This window comes from Streptomyces sp. NPDC050508 (assembly GCF_040655155.1).
Lineage (GTDB): Bacteria > Actinomycetota > Actinomycetes > Streptomycetales > Streptomycetaceae > Streptomyces.
This window is the reverse complement of sequence record NZ_JBFAJJ010000015.1, coordinates 173,414-192,436: the sequence shown is the minus strand read 5'-3', so window position 1 is coordinate 192,436 and position 19,023 is coordinate 173,414. Positions and strand designations below refer to the sequence as shown.

The window sequence follows — 19,023 nt, the reverse complement described above, 5'->3', positions numbered from 1 at the left end:
GCTGTGAATCGTACTGAATGCCGCAGGGGGCAACCGCCATGACGACAGGTCGGCTCGGGCAACAAGCCGCGCCACCGAACGCGGCCTACGCCGGGCAGGTCGTGCACTTCCCGGACCCGGTCCGGGCGGCCCGTCACCCGAGAGGGGTGCGGATGGACGAGCGCGGCTACCCCGACTTCTCGCCGTACGCGCGCGCGGTCGCGGAGATCGCCGAGCCCCCGGAGGGCTTCGGCGTCGACGAACTGCGCCTGACGGACTACGTGTCGGCGAACGCGGCACTGGCCGCGACCCGGCACGAACTGTGGGACACCGTGCCCGCGGTGGCCACCCCGCACGGCTGGACCTGGCACCACGTGGTCGGCACCCGGCGCCTCGAACTCGTCCCCGTCGACGTGAAGGCGCTGCTGCGGCACCACGGCGGCATCGCCACGGCGGCCGTCGACCACGACAAGCGCGGCACCCGCCCGCTCCAGGAGACCCGCCCCGCGCACTTCGGACTGCCGAAGGCGGCGGTCGCGGTGACCGAGGCGCAGGTGCAGGGCGTCGAGGAGGACCTCGGCTACCGACTCCCGGGCGCCTATCGGTCGTTCCTGAAGGCGGCCGGCGGCTGCGCGCCCATCGGCACCGCCCTGGACGCCGAGTTGGGGCTGCTGATCGACCAGCCGTTCTTCACGGTGCGCGACGAGGCGGCGGTCAACGACCTCGTCTACGTCAACAAGTGCCTGCGCGACCACCTCACCAAGGACTACCTGGCCGTCGGCTTCGTCCAGGGCGGGCTGCTCGCCGTCAAGGTGAAGGGCCAGGGAATCGGTTCGGTGTGGTTCTGCGCCTACGACGACGCCCGGGACGTCGACCCGTCCTGGGCGCCGGCCGCCCGCGTGGAGCGGCTGCTGCTGCCCGCCGGGGACGACTTCGACCAGTTCCTGGGCCGACTCGCGGGCAATCCGCCGGAGTTGGAGACGGTGGCGAATCTGATGGTGGACGGCGGGTTCGCGCGGTCGGTGCCGGTGCCTTCGGCAGCAGCGGTGGGGGAGTGAGCGACACGATGGTGACCTTCGCACAGGCGCAGGAACGCGCCGAGGAATGGATCAACGGGGATGTGCCCTCGTACCAGCATCGCGAGGTGCGGGTGCGGGAGTTCGAACTCGGCTTCGTGGCCTGGGCCGAGGACCGCGCCGACGGGCCGCGCTCGGACGGCGGCTCGCAGCGGCTGGTGCTCGCCCGGGACAGCGGCGAGGCGACGCTGTGGCCCGCCCTGCCGGTGGGTGAGGTCATCCGCCGCTACGAGGAGGAGTACGGCCGCCCCGACGAGGTCGCGGACGCGGTGCCGGCGGCTCCCGCCCGCGTGGACCTGAACCAGACGTCGTTCCTGCTGAGTCCGCCGGAGTGGTTGCAGGAGGCGGCGGACAAGCTCGGGATTCCGGATCGGCGGAGTGCGGGAACGCCCGCCGCGGACGCGGGAGTTGCGGCCAGGGCCGCGCTTCCGGAGACGCAGGCGGGTGTTCCTGGTGCTTCGTCGTGGCCGGACGCCGGAGGTTCCGGGGTGCCTGCCGGGGCCACGCCCTGGGCGGGGACCGACACCAACGCGGATGCCGGCGAGGACCGTTCGGTACCGCTGCCCGCGACCGTGTTCGCGCCACCGTTGAGCGAGCCCGACGACGAAACTCCGGCCGACGCCAAGACCGCCCTGATGTCCGGCGGCAGCCAACTCCCGCGCACAGCACTGTCACCGTCACCGTCACCGGCGCTGGATGACGCCAATGCCAACGCCAATGCCGGTGGTAACGCCAACGCCGGTGGTGGGGTGGGGAGTTCGCAGGGGCCGGGGGGACTTGGCGGACCTGGTGGTGCGCTCGGTGCGCCGCAGGGCAATACGCCGCCTCCGCCTCCGCCGCCGTCTTCGTATGCCTATCCGCAGGGGCCCGGTGCTCCGGCTCCGGGTGCTCCGCAGGGGGCGCCCGCTCCGTCGTCGTACGGCTATCCGCAGGGGCCCGGGGGGCCGGGTACCCCGCAGCCTCCCGCCGGTCCGCCCGCTCCGTCGTCGTACGGCTATCCGCAAGGGTCCGGGGCGCCGGGTAACCCGCCGCCTCCGGGTGGTCCGCAGGGTGCGCCTTCGCCGGGGCCGTCCGCCTACGGGTATCCGCAGGGCCCGGACGGGGTCGGCAATGTGCCGCCTCCGCCCGGCGGTCCCGGTGCGCCCGGGCGGGCCCTCGCGCCCAACGCCGGGGACATCGCCGATGCCGCCACCAGCAAGGCGGCGCCTCCGCCGCGCCGGGCTCGGGGCGGTGGTGCGATCACACCGCCTCCGCCGGGTGCCCCGGGGACGCCGGGTGCGCGGTCGGGCGGTACGCCTGCCGCGCCTCCTCCTCCGCCGCCGGGCGGGTATGTGCCGACGCAGATGGTTTCGTCGCTCGGTCCGGAGGGGGCGGAGGGGCTGGCCGGTCCCGGCGGTCCGGCGGGGCCTGGTGTGCCGCAGCCGCCTGGGATGCCCGGTGCGCCTGGTGTGCCGAACACTCCAGGGGGGCCGCCTCCGGGTGGGGTTCACCACGCCGCGACGATGTTTGCCGACCCCGGTCAGAGTGGGCCCGCGGGGCCGGGTGCTCCGGGCATGCCCGGCGCGCCTCAGCCGCCGAACGCTCCCGGGATGCCCGGTTCGCAGGGCGGTGTCCACGGTGCCGTGCACCATGCGGAGACGATGCTGGCCGGTCCCCCGATGGGTGGGCCCGGTGCGCCTCCGCCGCCCCAATTCCCAGGCGCACCCGGTGCGTTGGGCGCCCCGGGGTTCCCGCCGGGTGCTCCGCCGCAGGCGATGCCGCCGGGGGCGGTACCTCCCGGTGCTATGCCTCCTGGTGCCATGCCTCCCGGCGCGATGCCGCCCCCTGGGCAGCCGATGCCTGGGCAGCCCTTCCCGGGTCAGCAGCAGCCTGCCTACGGCTATCCGCCGCAGGGGCAGCCGACCGTAGGGCCGGGTTATCAGGCCGTGTTGCGGTACCGCGCGCCGGACGGTTCCGAGCAGCAGTTGATCCGGCGGTCCGCGCCGGGGACGCCGCACCCGGAGTGGCAGATCTTCCACGAGCTGCGCGGCATGAACATCCCGCCGGACCAAGTACTGGAACTGCACACGGAGTTGGAGTCCTGTGAGCTGCCGGGCGCGTACTGCGCCCGGATGATCCGCGAGCAGTGGCCGCAGGCACGGATCACGAGCATCGCGCCGTACGGCACGGATCACGCGAGTCGGCAGCAGGGGATGCGGCAACTCCTCGCCCACCAGGGCGAGTTGCACCAGGTTGCAGACGGGCCGGCCCGACTCGCCCCGGTGCGGGCGCCGTTGCCGCCGGTGCAGCCGACGCCGCCGATCCCGCCGGAGGCGATCGCGCAGGAACTGGCGGGCGCGTTCGGGCCGGGAGTGTTCCGGTTCGAGCAGGCGGCGGTGTCCCGGCAGGGCGTGCCGCCGGTCGTGGCGCACACGCTGGTCGCGGCGGGGCTGCCGATGGACATGGGCCCGTTCTTCTGGGCGCAGGCCCAACCGGGGCGCCCGGTACCGACGTTGGCCGAACTCGCGCAGGAGCGCGGGGTACGGCCGTCCGCCGACGCGGGCTCGTACCTCGTCATGGGCAGCGACTTCGGCCGGGCGATCTGCGTCCAGTACGGCACGGCGAACATCGTCGCGGTGCCCGTGGAGGCGGGGCCGGGCGGTGCGCCCGTACCGCCGCAGTTCGTGAACACGGGGCTGCCCGAGTTCGCGCGCTGCCTGGCACTGCTCGGCCGGATGTGGCGGCTGCGGTACGGGCTCAACCAGGAGCAGGCGGGCCGCTGGACCGTCGACTTCCAGGCGCAGCTCGCTTCGCTGGATCCGGCGGCGCTCGGGTCGCCGGAGAGCTGGTGGTCGGTGCTGCTGGAGCAGATGTGGGACGGGTTGTTGTGACCCCGATCCGCTGAACAGGCTGTATTGAGCTGTATTGAAGGGCCGGACCCGGTCGTGTGATCGGGTCCGGCCCTTTTGCGTCGCGTGATGCCCGTGACCTGTCTGCGGAGTGTCGCGTTATGAACACTTACGCCCGATCCATCAAGATATGCGGCAAATCATCATGTCGTGTCCGTCGGGTGGAGAGGGGTTCCAGGATGAGCAGCGCATCGGTGTCGCCACGTGGCTTCGTGGCAGTACGGGGGCGCGGCTACCGCCCCGACCAGGTGGACGCGTACGCGGCGGCGATCTCGCGGCACCGGGACGCGGCCTGGGAACGGGCCGCGCGGCTGACCGTACTGGCCAAGGACATGGACGCGGAGGCCGAGCGGCTGCGGGAGGCCGTTTCCCGGCTCGCTCCGCAGACGTACGAGACGCTGGGTGAGCGGGCTCAGCGGTTGTTCCAGTTGGGGGTGGAGGAAGCCGCGGCTGTGCGGGAGTCGGCGCGGCTCGCGGCGCGGGAACAGGTCGCGCAGGCCGAGGCGCGCGCCGCCGGCGTGCTCGAAGCGGCGCGCGACGACGCGGACGCGCTCCGCGCCGAGGTCGAGGAACGTGCCCGTCAGCGGCTTCTCGCGGCCCGCGCCGAAGCCGACGACATCCGGATCGGCGCCCGGCGCGAGGTGAAGGAGGGGCGTACGGAGGCGCTGTCCGCGTTGCGTGAGGTGCGGCAACGTACCGCCGGGATGCTGGAGGAGCAGGCCAAGGAGCATGAGGGGTGCTGGGCCGCGGCTGAGCGGGAGGTTGAGGAGCGTGCAGCTGCGTTGGACGCGCAGCACGCCGAACGGATGGCTCGCGCCGAGGCGGCGCTCTCCGAAGCTCAACAGGCCTTCGCCGACGCCGAGTTGTCGGATCGGCGGCGGCAGGAGGAGGCGGGGGAGCGGGCGGCTGAGGTGGTGGCGGAGGCTCGGGTGCGGGCGGAGCGGGTTGCTCGGGATACGGAACGGGTGCTGCGCGAGCATGGGGAGACTTGGGATGACGTGCAGGCGCATATGGATCACGTGCGGAGTAGTTTGACCGCGCTTACTGGGCGGGCTGCGGCTGAGTGATTTGGCTGCGGGCCGGTGGGGGCTGGTCGCGCCCACGCGGCGGAGCCGCATATCGACACAGCCCCGCGCCCCTGGGTAGACCGCGATTGTCCGGCGTCAGACGTGATCGGCGCAGCACGGTGTCGGGTTGGGGACCTCGAAGGGGGCCAGGGTGTTGCCCACTGCCGGGACCAGGGCCAGGACCAGGTGGCCCTCGCGCCATTCCGGGCGTACGTGGTCCTGGGTGAGGACCGGTGTCGTGGGGTCCGGGGTGGTCAACGGGGCGCCCACTACCGTCAGTTGGTCGATCGCCGTCTCCAGTAGGTCGGCCACGGTGACTGTTCCGGTGAGGCGTTCTACGCCGGCGTAGAGCACCGCCCGGCCGGATCGGCGGGCGGTGTGCTCGGTCGCTGCCAGGGCCGCGGCTTCGGAAGGGCCGTGTCTACGGTCGCCCAGCGCCGTGCTCATCTCCGTCGCCGTGAGCCGTTGCCAAGCCTCTTCTGCTGAACCCTCCTCCGGCAGGGCAAGCGAAACCGCCGTCCCCCTGCGCGTATCCGTGCGGATCAGGTGGGTGCAGGCCACCGTCCCCGGCGGTAGCGCGAGGGTGGTCGTCAGGTCGCGGATCAGGTGGTCCGCCTCGCGGAGGGTCGCCGTGCCGGCGTCCACCCCTATGACGGGGTGGACGCCGGACGGGTCGTAGACAGCGGTCATGCGGGGAGGACCCACATCGGGTTGGAGTAGAACCAGAGGTCCTTCCACGGGTCGGCGTCGCCGAGGACGTCCATCGCGGGGCCTACGGGGTCTACGGCCGCGCCGTTGATGCCCACGGCGGAGCGGTTGCCGTCGGTGCCGCGGAGGCGGACGTAGACCGGCTTGTCGAGGCGGCCGAGGGAGTACGTGAGGCGGACGGTGCCGGTGGACTTGTCGACCTCGAAGGACTTGACGACCTTCGTGGTGGGGGTGGAGAAGGTGTCCTTGTCCGCGACCGGTCCTGTGACATCGCCCTGGATGACGTCCACGCGGGCCAACGAGGGCTGGAACTGGGCCCAGTTGGGGCCGTTGGACAGGCTGATGCGGATGACCAGGTCGACCTGGGCGCCGCGGCGGACGTGCAGTGCGCCGCCGAGGGTGACCTCCCGGCCGCCGTAGGACAGGCGGGCGTCGAGGCCGCTGATCAGGCCGCCGTGGTCGACCCAGACGCGGCCCGCGCGGATGCCGTCCATGACCGCCTTGTACGCGAAGGAGGCCGCGCCGACGTGGGTGCGGGAGTACTGGCCGGGCCAGAAGTCGGTGTCGGTGAGGCTGATGCCGGTGCCGTAAACGGGGTCGTTGTAGCGGCCGTTGGCGTTGAAGTCGCCGCCCGGGCCACGTACGGCGGTGTCCGCGTAGACGTTGTGGGAGTCGGAGTTGGCGGTGATCCACCACGGCTTGCCCTCGGCGAGGAGGCTGTCCCACAGGCCGCCGACCGTCGACGTCATCCAGTCGAAGCCGCCCCAGGTGCGGTAACTCTCCAGCGGGTAACCGGGGAAGGAGTCGGCGCTGGGGCTGTTGTCGTAGATGCCGCGCCCGCTGCCCGGGCCGTTCGGCTTGGGGATGCCGCCCGCCTGGTGGCCGGGGGCGCCCTCCATGCCTACGGCGATCGTGGGCTGTGCGTCGCGCCAGCCGCGGATCTCGTGCGGGGAGTCGATGCCCTTGCGGGCGGGGTGGTTGGCGAGGAAGAGGGCGTCCTTGACCTTGCGGCGGCGGACCTGGTCGGCGAGGAAGTTGACGCCCGCGATGGCGAGGGCCTCGTTGGCGGGCGAGTTGCCGCTCGCGTTGTTGACGCTGCCGTCGAAGGAGTTCTCGAACTCCTTGAGTACGGCTACCTCGTTGGAGCCGGGGTGCACGAAGACCGTGCCGTGCTCGGCGCCCGGGATGTTCCACTCCAGGCCCTGGAAGACGAGGGTGTCGTCGGTCTGGTCGCGGGCGGCGACGATGTCCGGATTGACCTTCTCCACACCGATCTTGGCGTGCGCGACGCTGCCGTGGTCGGTGATGACCATCCAGTCCAGGCCGTGCGCGTTGGCCTGGCGCACGTGGTCGATGACCCGGTACTTCGCGTCGCTGCTGTACTGGGTGTGGATGTGGTGGTCACCGGCCAGCCACAGGTAACGGCCGCTGCCCTTCGACGACTTGGCCGACTGCTCCTGTACCGACGCGGCTGCCTCCCCCGCGCCGGCGAGCACACTGCCCGCCGCGAGTCCCGCGCCCAGCAGGCCTGTTCGGCGCAGCATGCCTCTCCGGGACAGCTGACTGGGCGTCAACTCCTCGTCCGGTACGGACGTGTCGAGGGCGGGAGGCAGCGAGGTACCGTGCCCGTCCCCGCTTCCGTGGTGGTGATGGTGGTGGTGACCGTGGTCGCCGTGACTGTGGCCGTGGCTCATGTTCAACTCCCGCTGAATGCAGGGACCTTCACGCTCGGACGTGCAGAGTCTGGAAAGGAGCGGTGAACAGCGGGAGTCGAGGTGGTGGTGTGGCAAAGAACGAGTCATGCACGGCTACAACATCGGTCATGCACGGCTACAACGTCGGTCATGTCGGGCTGCAACGTCGGTCATGCGGGGCTTTTGCGTCGGTCGTGAGCAGTCTCTGCGTGTGTCCCGCCGCTGTCCCTCCGTACCGCCCCGGCCAGAATCCACCCCTCCATCGCCTCGTACTGCCGCCGCTGTTCCTCTTCCTTCTTCCGGCCCGAGGCGACCGTGCCCAGCCAGCCGAAGGCGAAGCCGAGCGGGATCGTGACCAGGCCCGTCGTCGTGAACGGGAACCAGTTGAAGTCGGCGTCCGGGAAGGCGGCGGTGGGGGAGCCGGAGACCAGGTTCGTGCCCGGCATCAGCAGCAGGACGGAGAGGGTGCCCCCAATGAGCGTGCTGAGCAGGCCTGTTCGGGTGTAGCGGCGCCAGAAGAGGCTGTAGATCAGGGCGGGCGCTATGGCCGAGGCGCCCAGGCAGAAGGACAGGGTCACCAGGGGTTGCAGGCCCCGGTGCTGGACCAGCGTCGCGAGCAGGATCGCCGGGACGCCCACCGCCAGCGCCGAGTAGCGGGCCAGCGTCATCTCGCGGCGGACCGGCATCTCCTGGACGCGGGTCGCGAAGACGTCGTGGGCAAGGGAGTTGGCGCACGCGAGGATCATCCCGGCGACCGAGGCGAGCAGGGTGAGGAAGACGGCGGTGGTGACGGTGGTGAAGAGGAGGGTCTCCGTCGTCGACACGTCCGCGCCGAACACCGCCCGCGAGCCCAGCAGATAGGCCGTGTTGCCCTGCGGGTCGGCCCGCGCGATCGTCGCCCGCCCGACCAGCGCCGTCGCGCCGAACCCGACGACCGTCACGATCACCACGAACAGCGCCACGCTCGACACCGCCCACGACATCGACCGCCGCACCTGCCGGGCGCTCGACGCGGTGTACATGCGCATCGTGATGTGCGGGAGGCAGGCGCCGCCGAGGACGACTGTCATCTGCGAACTGATCATGTCGAGGCGGGGACTTGGGCCTCCGGCGAACTCAAGTCCCGAGTGCAGGAAGGCCGGTCCGGCGCCGCTGCGCTCCGCCGCCGTGTCGAAGAACGCACCCAAGTCCCAGTGGAAACGGTTCAGTACGAGGACGGCGATCACGATTCCCGACCCGAGCAGCATCACGATCTTCAGGATCTGGATGAGGGCGGTGCCCTTCATGCCGCCGATCGCCGCGTAGCTGATCATCAGCGCGCCCAGGCCGATGATGCAGCCGGTCTGGAACCACTCGCTGGAGAACCCGAGGATGAACGCCAACAGCTGGCCCGCGCCCGCGAGTTGGACCAGCATCAACGGCATCAGCGCCGTGATGGTCACCGCGCACGCGACGATCCGCACGGACCGCCCCGGCATACGGCGGGCGAGCGCGTCGCCCATCGTGAACCGGCCCGCGTTGCGCAGCGGTTCGGCCAGCAGGAACATCAGCAGCATCAACGACAGGGCCGTACTCAGCGCGAGCACCATGCCGTCGTAGCCGTACAGGGCGATCACCCCGCCCGTGCCCAGCACGCTCGCCGCGGAGATGTAGTCACCGGCTATGGCAAGGCCGTTGCGGAGCGGGGAGAGGGAGCCGTAGCCCGTGTAGAACTCGTCGAGGTCGTCGCGGTCGGGCCCCGTCATCACGCACAGCAGCAGCGTGATCGTCGCGACCGTTGTGAAGGCCACCAGCGACATGGTCTGCGAGGAGTCCCTGAGACCGGTCATCGCGATCGTCGCGGCCGTCGCGGTAGCCCCGGTCATCGTGCCGCCTCCCGTCTGGCGTCCAGTTCGGCCTGCTTGCGGATGCGGTCCGCGAGGGGGTCGACGCGCCGCCGGGCCGTGCGCTCGTAGAGCGCTATCGCCAGCCAGGTGACGGGCAGTTGGACCAGCGCGAGCAGCAGCCCGGTGGGCACACCGCCGGTGACGGTGCTCGACATCAGCGAGGGCGCGAACGCGGAGAGACCGAGGAAGAGGCAGAAGTAGCCGAGCGCGGTGAGCGTCGACACCCGACGCTGACGCCGGTACGCGCCGCGCAGGATGCGCAGGTCGCTGTGGTTGCCGAGGGCGGGGCGACGGGGCAGGCGGCGGCGTTCGGGTGGGGGCGGGGGTGGTTGCCAGGGGTAGGTCAGGTGGGGCGGGGGCGATTCGTGTGGGTGTGGGTGTGGGCGTGGGTGTGGGCGTGGGCGTGGGCGTGGGGCGGATGAATCATGCGGAGGGTACGGGTCGTAGGACATCCCGTGCTCCTTGCGTGGCTCGGGTCCGTGGCGGCGGACCGCAGGGAGTTGGGCGGAGCGGGCCACGCATGTTACTCGCCGGTTGGGGGATGTGGGTGCTTTTCGCCGAACTGGGCGGTCGGTATGCGCTTACCCCGTCAACCGGGCGCTGACCTCGGGTGTTACCCGAGTTGAACCGGGTTTCCCGGTGACCAAGCGCAAGTCGGCGGCACATCGTCGAACAGGGCCCCAAGAAGTCGCCGTTGAGCCATCATGTACCCACTCGATGTGGTGTGCGTCAGGCAAGGGGGAGGCCACATGAGCGGGACAGCGCTGTCTCCGGGGCGGGTGTTCATCTCGTACGCCCATGACGACGACGAACACGTCGACCGGGTCCGGGAGTTCTGGCGGTTCCTGCGGGCGAACGGGATCGACGCCACGCTGGACCTGCCCGCCGGAGAGGCCCGTCAGGACTGGTCGCTGTGGATGCTGCGCGGCATTCGCGACAGCCGGCGCGTGATCGTCGTGGCCTCACCGCAGTACCGGCGGCGCGCGGACGGCGACGCCGGGGCCGGTGAGGGTGCCGGAGTGCAGTGGGAGGCGCGGCTGTTGCGCAATCTCGTCTACGAGGATCCCGAAGGCGCCCTGGACCGGATCGTGCCGGTCGTCCTGCCCGGTTCTTCCTCGGCCGATCTGCCGTCGTGGCTGGGCGGCAGCACCCACACCTATTACACCGTCGAGGAGTTCACCCAGATCGGTGCGCTGAAGCTGCTGCGACTGCTGACCGACCAGCCGTACGAGACGGTGCCGGATCTGGGGCAGGTCCCGGTGCTGCCGCCACGCGAACCGGCCACGGCGGGGCGGCCGTTGACGCAGTCGCCGCCCCCGGTGCCGCAGTCACCGCCGGTCGTGCAGTCGGCCACCGCTTCCCAGCCGCCCCCGGCCTTCCGGATGCCCGACCAGAAGTCCCTCCTCGACGCCCTCATGGGCTGCCCGGCCCTGCACCAGCTCGCCCGCCGCCATGAACTCCTCTTTCAGATGGGAGAGTTCCTCGGGCTCGGGCATCCCTTCCAGGTGCCGGAGGACAGCGACGCCCGGACGCATCTGCGCGCACTGGACAGCCGTATCAGACGGACGACGCAGACGCCCGACGCGGCGCTGAAGGCGATGTACTTCGCCCTGGAGCAGATCGCGCCGGACGACATCGGCACCAAGACGGTGCGGGACCTGCTCGTCTCGTGCGGACTTGTGTTCGGGGAGGCGTGAGTGTTCCGCCGTATCAACCGCAGGTTGTCCTGGGGTCGGAGTGTGCCCACGGGCCGGACGGGCGCGGAGCCGAGTGCGGAGCCGAGTGCAGGGTTGAGCGCGGAGCCTGCGGCCGTCTCGGACGTGGAGGGGGAGAAGCAGCGGGAGAGGGAGAGGGAGACGGAGAGGGAGCGGGAGAAGGAGCGGACGCTCGTCGAGATCCTGGTCCGCATTCCGCGGTTGCGGCAACTCGCCGGTCGCCACGAGCTGTTGGGGCAGGCCGACATCCGGCTGGCGGAGTCCGCCGACGAGTCCGGGCAGGCCGGCGACCATCTGCGCGCGATCGTCGCCACGGCCCGGCGTACCACGAAGCTGGAGTCGCTGCTGCTGGCGCTGAAGCGCGTTCACTCGGACGACATCGGCACCCAGTGGTTCGAGCTCGCCTTCAAGCTCTTGACCGGCCGGCTCGACTCGGAGCACCGCGACTTCATGCTGCACCTCATTCGTGAACTGCAGGCCGAGCCACCGGAGTTCGGGTATTACGCGGTGCAGCGGTACCTCTTCGACCGCCGGAAGGCCGGACGCCCGGTGGACGACGTCAGTAACCTCCCGCAGCTGCTGGAGAAGCTCTGCGACGCCCGGGTGGCCACCACCGCCTCCGGCGCCCCGGCCGGCCAACTCGGCGATTTCCTGCGCGTGTTGGCGAAGGAGCCGATGGGGCCGGGGCTCGCCGACCTGCTCGCCCCCGTGCGGGACCAGGGGTGCGCCGCGGATCCGGACGACGACACCGAACGTCAGGTCATCATCCAGATACGGGTCGAGGAGGAAGGCGCCCCCAGCGACCTGCCGTACACCCGGCGCCACTACTCCCTGCGCGGTTACTACTACGAGCGCGTCGGGAACCGCCGACCGGTGTTCCTGGGCACGGAGTCCGTGCCCGAGCAGTTCACCGGGGACGAACTGGAGCGGCGCGTACACGGGTTCTTCACCGCCTGGCAGGATCCGGCTATGGCGGGCCGGGGCCTGACCAAGCGGGTGGAGTTCCTGCTGCCGCACTCGCTGCTGGGCCACCCCGCGGAGGCGTGTCCGGGCGGTCCTTCCGACGTGCCGCTGAGCCTCACCTGCCAGGTCGTCGTACGGTCTCTGACCCGGTACAAGGACAGCATGATCCACGACGCGTGGCTGCGCCGGTGGGAGGCGCTGGACCAGGGCTGCACGCTCGTCGACGCGCTGCACGGCATCGGCTGGATGGGCCCGGGTGCGCGGGGCGGGGACGCCGGCGGCGACAACATCGGCGGAGAGCCGTGGCAGGGTCCCGAGAGCAGGTATCCGCCCCTGCGGCTGACCGACCCCGCGGACGTCGCGGACTGGCTGGCGAAACACGCCGACCTCTCCTGGCTGGGGCTGGCCGTCCCGTACGACCACGACGACGACCTGATGCGGGACGCCGTACGGGCCGCCCTGCTGGAGGACGGCATACCCGTCATGGTCTGGCGGCGCGACGAGGGCGACCCCGGTCCGTTGCTGGACGTGCTGAAGGACTGTCAACCGCCGCTTCTGCTCGCCGACTTGCCGCGCAGCGTGTACGAGGCGCGCATGCGCGGACGGACGGATCCGCACGGCGTGCACAACCAGATCACCCTGCTGTGGGACGACCCGACGTGCGTCTTCAGCGGCCAGGACCAGCCGATGGCCGGCACCCGCGTGGCCGGCGAAGGAGCAGCATGACGACGAAGCCGGACTGGTGGGTCTACGAGGGGACCGGCACCCCGCACGACGGCATCGACCGCCTGCCCGAGGCGCCCCCGTGGCGGGCGTTCCGGCACGGCACCGGAACCCTCGACACCCCGCGGGCACCCGACAACGAGGCCGTCCAGCGCCATCTCGGCCGGGTCGGCCAGGGCGTCGCCTACCAGGCGGGCGAGCGCGAGATCCACCTCGTCAACCTGGCCCTGCACCTGCGCCGCCCCCTGCTGCTCACCGGCAAGCCCGGCACCGGCAAGTCCACGCTCGCCTACGCCGTCGCCCACGAACTGAAACTGGGGCCGGTCCTGCGCTGGCCCATCACCAGCCGCTCCACCCTCAAGGAGGGGCTGTACGAGTACGACGCGGTCGGCCGCCTCTACGACGCCGGGCTGCGCAACGCCGGCGCGCTCACGCGGCAGGGCGGGGAATCGGCCGAACCGCCGGAGATCGGCAAGTACATGTGGCTGGGGCCGCTCGGTACGGCGCTGTTGCCCTGGCGCCGCCCGCGGGTCCTGCTCATCGACGAGATCGACAAGAGCGACATGGACTTCCCCAATGACCTGCTGAACGTCTTCGAGGAGGGCGAGTTCGGCATCCGTGAACTGGCCCGGCTCGACGCCCCGCAGACCGTGACGACCGCCGACCACGACAGCGTGGAGGTCGACGGGGGTGAGGTGGCCTGCGCCGAGTTCCCGTTCGTGGTGCTGACCAGCAACGAGGAACGTGAGTTCCCGATGGCCTTCCTGCGCCGCTGCATCCGGCTGGAGATCGGACCGGCGGACGAGGAGCGGCTCGCGGGCATGGTCGCCGCCCACCTCGGACCACCGAACGGATCCGCCGACGCACGGGCCGTACTCATCGCCCAATTCCTCGCCAAACAACGGGAGAAGGGCGCACTGGCCAACGACCAGCTGCTCAACGCGCTACTCATGGCGGAACGCGGCGTGTGGGGCGACCGGACGGCGAGCACCCTGCTCGACGAGCATCTGCTACGGCCGCTGGACCGGGGCTGAGCCGGTCGTGGCGGGCCGCTACTGGATCAGTTCGCTGGGGACCGGGCCGTTCGCGTCGGCGACCGGGCGGTTCGCGGATAGGGCCGAACCGTCCGTGGCACGGGCCGTGTTGGGGGCCGAGGGGGCGCCGGGTGACACCCTGCGCACGGAGCTCGCCCGCCTCCTGGACGCGGGCGACGGACGACCGGACGCGGCCGACGCGCTCGACGTGCTGTGGATCGCCCGGCTCGGCGGACTCGACCCCGTGGACCCGCTGCTCCTCGCCAACGGCCCGTCCGGCACGGACACTTCGGCCCCCGACCGGCAGCCCCCGTCACCGCTGGAGCACTCCGCCCAGGACATCGGCCCCGAGCCCCCGGCGGCCGGCCTCCACCTCCCCGGCACCGCCGCGATCGGTCCCGGTGGCGCGCACGCCGTACGCGTCGCCCGACCGCGAGCACTGCCCGACACCCTCGCGCTGACCCGGGCGTTACGCCCCCTGCGCCAGACGGTCCCCTCCGCCAGGTCCCGCACCCTGGACGTGGCGGCCACGGCGGCGGCCTCCGGGGACACCGGCCTGCTCCTCCCGGTCCTGAGCCCGGCCCGCGAACGCCGGTTCTCCGTCGACCTGTTGATCGACACCGGTTCGACCATGACCGTCTGGCACCGTCTGGCCGACGAGCTGCGCACCCTCGTCTCCCGGCACGGAGCCTTCGCCGACGTACGCGTGTGGGCCCTGCACACCGAAGGCCCGGAGCCGACGGTGGCACCCTTCCGGCGGGGTGCGCAGGCGGCGTCACCCACCCGCCGCTGGCGGCAGACACTGGCCGACCCCACCGGCCGCCGGGCCGTCCTGGTCCTGACCGACGGCGTGGGCGAGTCCTGGTACGGCGACGAACTCCCCGCCACCCTCGCCGACTGGTCCCGGACCCGCCCCGTCGCCGCGCTCCAGGTGCTGCCCAGCCGGCTGTGGCACCGTACGGCGCTGCGCACGTCCCTCGTCCGGGCCCGCCGCACGCCCGCCGCCGACGGCCGGATCGAGGTGCGTTCCTCCGGTCCGCTGCCCGGCATCGACCGTAGTAGCGCGGGCGCCGCCGACCGGGCCCGGATCCGCTGGCTGCCGGTGCTGGAGGTCTCCGACGACTGGCTCACCCCGTGGGCCCGGCTCGTCTCGGGCTGCACCACCGAGTGGACACCGTTGCAGGCCGCCCCGCTCACCGTCGTCGACCGGCCCGCCCTGTCCACCCGGGCCGCCGAACCGACGGACCCCGCGGGCTGGATCGAGCGCTTCGAAGAGGGCTACTCACCGGACGCGTTCCGCCTGCTGAGGCTGCTCGCCGCGGCACCGCTCAGCCTCCCGGTCATGCGGCTGGTCCAGCGCACGATGCTGCCCGCCTCCACCCCCATGCACCTGGCCGAGATCTTCCTCTCCGGCCTCCTCGTCCGCCGCACTCCGCCGGAACCCGGAGAAGACCCCGACAGCGTCCTCTACGACTTCCGCGACGGCGTCCGCGACGCACTCCTGGACCGGCTGACCCGCACGGAGTCGCTGCGCGTGCTGCGTGAGGTGATGGACGAGGTCAGCGAGCGGGTCGCGGCGACGCTGGGCGGGGTGAACGACTTCGCGGCATGGGTGACCGCGCTGGGCAGCCAAGGGGGACTGTCCGGCCTCCAACTCCCCGAAGAAAGCCGGGCGTTCGCCGAGGTGGCGGTGGCGGTCATCCGAGGCGTCGGCGGCGACTACGCGGAGGTGGCCGGGCGGCTGACGCGGGACTGGGTGCGCGCGGAGGCGCCGGGGGAGACCGAGGAGACGGAGCGGACAGAGCGGACAGAGCGGCCCAGGGAGGCGACGCGGGAGCGTCTGTCACTGCCGTCCCTGTGGCGACGAGGGAGGCGGAGGGCGGAAGCGGAAGCGGAGACGGACGGGGGCGTGGACTCGGACGTGGACAGACGTGGGGCCGCGCGCGGGGGCGGTGGTGTCAGGGGCCAAGTACCGCACGGGATACCGCCGTTGCCGTCGGCGTTCGTGCATCGTGGCGAGTGCGCCGGCGTCATGACCGCGCTGCGCACAGATCCACTCGTCGGCCCTCCGACACCACCGGCGACCTGCGTCATCGAGGGCCCCCGGGGCGTGGGCAAGACGACACTGGCCATCCACTGCGCACATGCGGTGGCCGAGGTCTTCACCATGATCCGGTGGATCCACGCGCACCGCCGGGAGACCCTCCTGGCCGGCCTGACCCGGCTCGCGGCGGACCTCGGCATCCCCGCTGAGCCGGAAAGCGGCTTCCCCACATCCCTCCTGAACGATCTCCATGCCTACCTGCGCAGTCACCCCGGTTGGCTGCTGGTCTACGACGGCGTCACCGCCGACACCTTCACGCCGTCGCCCGGCGAACCGGCGGGAGCGAACAGGCTGTGCCTGCCACCCGAGGGCTACGGCAGCCTGCTGTTGACCCACGCGGAGGGGGTAAGCGCGCCGGTCACGTCCCAGACGAAGGTGGGACTGGGCGATTTCACCCACGCCCACGCCATGGACTACCTCCACCTCGCACTCGACCCCCACCGCGGAACCCTCTGGGACCGCCGCACAGAACTGGCCGATCTCATCGAGGTCACCGGGACCAACCCGCTCGCGCTGACCCACCTCGTGTCGTCGCTCACGGCGAGCCGGGTACCGGTCGTCCACCATGTCCAGGAGGAACTGGCGAGCCGCCCGGCCATCGGCAGGAGCCTGCGCTCCCTCGTCTGGTTCACCGAGGGCGACGACTTCGTCGGTACGGGGGTCGCCGTACGACCCGACGTCGTACTCACCACTCGCCTTCCCCCTTCCCATGGTGAGCTGGAAGTCCATCAACTGGGCGGCGGGAGAGCCCGCGTGGCGCATACGACCGAGCCGAGCGCCGCTCCTGGGGTGACCCTGGCGCGGCTCCGGGAGAACCTTCTCTGGACGGTGCCCACGGCGCCCTCCGACAGCGATGCGGTCGCCGCGGCCTGGCACGCGCGGCCGGTGCGGGGTGCGAGCGCGCCCAAGGTCCGGCTGAGCCCGGCCGAGTCAGAGGAGCACATGCTTCCGCCGGGCGCGGCACTGATCGACGCGGAGGGCAGGCTGTGTTCCGTGGTCGTACGCACGGCCGAGGGCGGCACGGCGCGGGTCCATGTGCCACGGCCGCTGATCGAGAACGTGGTGTCGCCGCCGATCGGACAGATCGGCCAAGTCCGTGAGCGGGGACGGGACATCGGGCTCCCGGACACACCGTCGCCGCTCTTCTTCTTGAGCTACGCCCGTACAGAGGCCACCGCCAGTGCGGGGACAGGCAGCCCTGAGCAGCGCTTCTTCACCGAACTGAGCAAGCATGTAAGGGAGTTGACCCGCCGCAGGGGAGAGGACGTCGGCTTCATCGACCTAGGCATCCCTCCCGGTGCGGATTGGCGGGAGCAGGTGAACGAGGCAATGGCGCGTGCCAAGGTCCTCGTGCCGCTCTACTCACCCGAGTACTTCACGAGCCTCTCCGGCGGCAGCGAGTGGGTCATGTTCCGGTCGCGGCAGCGGGCGGTGGGGGAGGGGCTCGGCGACGTTGCGCCGGCGATCGTGCCCGTGCTGTGGACCCCCACCCCGCGCGAGCAGCTGCCGCTGCAGTCGCTGTTCGACGTATCCGCACACGATGACCTCGTCGGCGGATATGTCGAACAGGGCCTGCGGGGCCTGATGGAGTCCGGGGACGAGGACAGGTACCACCGCGCGGTCCGCAGGATCGCGCACCGGATCGTGGCCGCGACCAGGGATTACCCCGACAGGGAACCCTGAACAGGCAGCACCGCCCGCGGTCATGATCCGCACTACCGACCGAAGTGATCACTCGATCGTGAGTTCCGCCCCTCGCCTGCCCGATCTGTCGCGATCCTGACATGAGGGCGGATGACCGGTGCCGCCCGGACGTGCTGTGGGTGGGGAGTGGCATGACGCGAGCGGCGGAGCGACACGAGGGCCTGGACGAGCGGGCGGTCCTGTTGGCGGCCGGGTTGGCAGAGCTGGCGGTGAGCACGGTGGGGTCGGTGGTGGGCTCGACCCTGGGGGTCGTACGGGGCTTACGGGGGCTGCTGCGCCGTTCGGACGCCGTCGAGCTGGCGGCGGACGCCGAGCACGAACTGGCGGCGCGCGGACGCCTGATGCTCGACCGGTACACGGCCCTGCCCCCAGCCCATCTGGAGACCCTCGCCCGGCACGCCCTCGCCCGGCAGGCCGCCGCCGATGACGTCTGAGTGCTGGGAGCCCGCCGCTTTCAAGGGCCGCGTCGACCGGGTGCTGCAGCGGTTCGTGGCCGAGGAGGCCGAGCGCTTCGCGGAGATCGACCCGGCGCTGCAGCCGGTCGCCGGGCAGTTGGAGGCCGCCGTCGCGGACGGCAAACGGCTGCGGGCGGCGTTCTGTTACTGGGGCTGGCGCGCGGTGGGGCAGCCCGACAGCGACGCGCTGGTGCGGGCGGCGGCCTCGATGGAACTGGTGCACGCCGCCGCGGTCGTGCACGACGATCTCATCGACGACAGCCCGCTGCGGCACGGTCGCCCCACCGCCCACATCGCGCTGCGTTCCGCAGTGCGCCGTCGGCCGCGGGCCGTCGCGGCCGCCAGGTCCCTCGCGATGCTGGTGGGGGACCTGCTGATGGGCATGGCAGGGCAGTTGTTCACCACCAGCGGTCTGCCGGCCGCGTATCTCGCCCGGGCCCGACCGCTGTGGGCCGTGCTGGCAAGGGAGTTGATCGCGGGGGAGTGTCTGGAGATCCTGCGGACCGGGGCCGAGCCGGACACCGCCGCGTCCCTGAAGGTGATCCGGTACAAGACCGCCAAGTACACCGTGGAACAGCCCCTGTTGATCGGCGGCGCCCTCGCCGGGGCCGGCGGGCGGCTGCGCGAGGGCTACTCGGCGTACGGGCTGCCGCTGGGCGAGGCGTTCCAGTTGCGGGACGACGTCCTCGGGCTGTTCGGGAACCCGGAACACACCGGCAAGGCCAACGCCGACGACGTACGCGGCCACCGGCCCACGGCCCTCCTCGCGGAGACCTGGCGCAGCGCCGGTGCCGAGGACCGGGAGCGGCTCCGCGCGCTGATGGGTCAACGCGGCCTGGACGGGGCGGGGTTGCACGCGGTGCGCGAGCTGATGCGCCGGCTGAAGGCACCCGACCGCGTCGAGGGCATGATCACCGCCCGGGTCGAGGAGGCGCTCGACGCCCTCCACGAGCTGGATGTTCCCGCCCCCGCCGAAGCCGCGCTGACCGCGCTGGCGCACTCGGCGGCGGTCCGCCTCTCCTGACCC

The 19,023-nt window shown here is 71.7% G+C and carries 13 protein-coding genes; 9 read left to right on the top strand and 4 right to left on the bottom strand.

Annotated features, from left to right (window positions below; translation table 11 throughout):
* The first annotated feature begins 38 nt into the window (after positions 1 to 38).
* From AB0I69_RS35685 to AB0I69_RS35675, 3 genes are all read left to right on the top strand, one after another.
* Positions 39 to 1,037, top strand: a complete 999-nt coding sequence (locus AB0I69_RS35685; protein WP_363099866.1) for an SMI1/KNR4 family protein — start codon at positions 39 to 41, stop codon at positions 1,035 to 1,037.
* 8 nt (positions 1,038 to 1,045) lie between these two features.
* Complete coding sequence (locus AB0I69_RS35680) at positions 1,046 to 3,925, top strand: SUKH-4 family immunity protein (RefSeq protein ID WP_363099936.1); 2,880 nt, start codon at positions 1,046 to 1,048, stop codon at positions 3,923 to 3,925.
* A 197-nt stretch (positions 3,926 to 4,122) separates the two neighbouring features.
* A complete protein-coding gene (locus AB0I69_RS35675) occupies positions 4,123 to 5,010 on the top strand; it encodes a cellulose-binding protein (protein ID WP_363099865.1) in 888 nt (295 codons plus the stop codon).
* Between the two features lie 96 nt (positions 5,011 to 5,106).
* Here AB0I69_RS35675 and AB0I69_RS35670 read toward each other — a convergent pair whose 3' ends face one another.
* From AB0I69_RS35670 to AB0I69_RS35655, 4 genes are all read right to left on the bottom strand, one after another.
* Positions 5,107 to 5,700, bottom strand: coding sequence for a hypothetical protein (locus AB0I69_RS35670; protein ID WP_363099864.1), 594 nt, complete (start codon positions 5,698 to 5,700; stop codon positions 5,107 to 5,109).
* Positions 5,697 to 7,412 carry a PHP domain-containing protein gene (locus tag AB0I69_RS35665; RefSeq protein WP_363099863.1) on the bottom strand — a complete coding sequence of 572 codons (1,716 nt, stop codon included), beginning with the start codon at positions 7,410 to 7,412 and terminating at the stop codon, positions 5,697 to 5,699. The genes AB0I69_RS35670 and AB0I69_RS35665 overlap by 4 nt, the downstream gene beginning before the upstream one ends.
* A 170-nt stretch (positions 7,413 to 7,582) precedes the next feature.
* Complete coding sequence (locus tag AB0I69_RS35660) at positions 7,583 to 9,241, bottom strand: cation acetate symporter (protein ID WP_363099935.1); 1,659 nt, start codon at positions 9,239 to 9,241, stop codon at positions 7,583 to 7,585.
* A gap of 32 nt (positions 9,242 to 9,273) precedes the next feature.
* Entirely contained in the window at positions 9,274 to 9,750 is a 477-nt protein-coding gene (locus AB0I69_RS35655; RefSeq protein WP_363099862.1) for a DUF485 domain-containing protein, read from the bottom strand.
* Positions 9,751 to 10,047: 297 nt separating this feature from the next.
* Here AB0I69_RS35655 and AB0I69_RS35650 point away from each other — a divergent pair, with 297 nt between their 5' ends.
* From AB0I69_RS35650 to AB0I69_RS35625, 6 genes are all read left to right on the top strand, one after another.
* Positions 10,048 to 10,995, top strand: coding sequence for a TIR domain-containing protein (locus AB0I69_RS35650; RefSeq protein WP_363099861.1), 948 nt, complete (start codon positions 10,048 to 10,050; stop codon positions 10,993 to 10,995).
* Positions 10,996 to 11,088: 93 nt separating this feature from the next.
* Positions 11,089 to 12,702: a hypothetical protein gene (locus AB0I69_RS35645; protein WP_363099860.1), complete on the top strand. Its 1,614-nt coding sequence runs from the start codon at positions 11,089 to 11,091 to the stop codon at positions 12,700 to 12,702.
* On the top strand, positions 12,699 to 13,733 hold the full coding sequence (locus AB0I69_RS35640) for a MoxR family ATPase (protein WP_363099859.1): 1,035 nt from the start codon (positions 12,699 to 12,701) through the stop codon (positions 13,731 to 13,733). Before AB0I69_RS35645 ends, AB0I69_RS35640 begins: the two co-directional genes overlap by 4 nt.
* 7 nt (positions 13,734 to 13,740) lie before the next feature.
* Positions 13,741 to 17,520: a TIR-like protein FxsC gene (locus AB0I69_RS35635; protein ID WP_363099858.1), complete on the top strand. Its 3,780-nt coding sequence runs from the start codon at positions 13,741 to 13,743 to the stop codon at positions 17,518 to 17,520.
* A gap of 152 nt (positions 17,521 to 17,672) precedes the next feature.
* Positions 17,673 to 17,975, top strand: coding sequence for a polyprenyl synthetase (locus tag AB0I69_RS35630; RefSeq protein WP_363099857.1), 303 nt, complete (start codon positions 17,673 to 17,675; stop codon positions 17,973 to 17,975).
* Positions 17,965 to 19,020 (top strand): polyprenyl synthetase family protein, encoded by a 1,056-nt coding sequence (locus AB0I69_RS35625; RefSeq protein ID WP_363099856.1) that lies wholly within the window; start codon positions 17,965 to 17,967, stop codon positions 19,018 to 19,020. The genes AB0I69_RS35630 and AB0I69_RS35625 overlap by 11 nt, the downstream gene beginning before the upstream one ends.
* Positions 19,021 to 19,023 lie beyond the last annotated feature (3 nt).

What these genes read in the sequence shown, in the direction of transcription:
- AB0I69_RS35655 (WP_363099862.1), bottom strand. Translation starts at nt 9,750, where the DNA reads ATGTCCTACGACCCGTACCCTCCGCATGATTCATCCGCCCCACGCCCA.
- AB0I69_RS35625 (WP_363099856.1), top strand. Translation starts at nt 17,965, where the DNA reads ATGACGTCTGAGTGCTGGGAGCCCGCCGCTTTCAAGGGCCGCGTCGAC.
- AB0I69_RS35650 (WP_363099861.1), top strand. Translation starts at nt 10,048, where the DNA reads ATGAGCGGGACAGCGCTGTCTCCGGGGCGGGTGTTCATCTCGTACGCC.
- AB0I69_RS35660 (WP_363099935.1), bottom strand. Translation starts at nt 9,241, where the DNA reads ATGACCGGTCTCAGGGACTCCTCGCAGACCATGTCGCTGGTGGCCTTC.
- AB0I69_RS35675 (WP_363099865.1), top strand. Translation starts at nt 4,123, where the DNA reads ATGAGCAGCGCATCGGTGTCGCCACGTGGCTTCGTGGCAGTACGGGGG.
- AB0I69_RS35665 (WP_363099863.1), bottom strand. Translation starts at nt 7,412, where the DNA reads ATGAGCCACGGCCACAGTCACGGCGACCACGGTCACCACCACCATCAC.
- AB0I69_RS35640 (WP_363099859.1), top strand. Translation starts at nt 12,699, where the DNA reads ATGACGACGAAGCCGGACTGGTGGGTCTACGAGGGGACCGGCACCCCG.
- AB0I69_RS35630 (WP_363099857.1), top strand. Translation starts at nt 17,673, where the DNA reads ATGACGCGAGCGGCGGAGCGACACGAGGGCCTGGACGAGCGGGCGGTC.
- AB0I69_RS35685 (WP_363099866.1), top strand. Translation starts at nt 39, where the DNA reads ATGACGACAGGTCGGCTCGGGCAACAAGCCGCGCCACCGAACGCGGCC.
- AB0I69_RS35680 (WP_363099936.1), top strand. Translation starts at nt 1,046, where the DNA reads ATGGTGACCTTCGCACAGGCGCAGGAACGCGCCGAGGAATGGATCAAC.
- AB0I69_RS35670 (WP_363099864.1), bottom strand. Translation starts at nt 5,700, where the DNA reads ATGACCGCTGTCTACGACCCGTCCGGCGTCCACCCCGTCATAGGGGTG.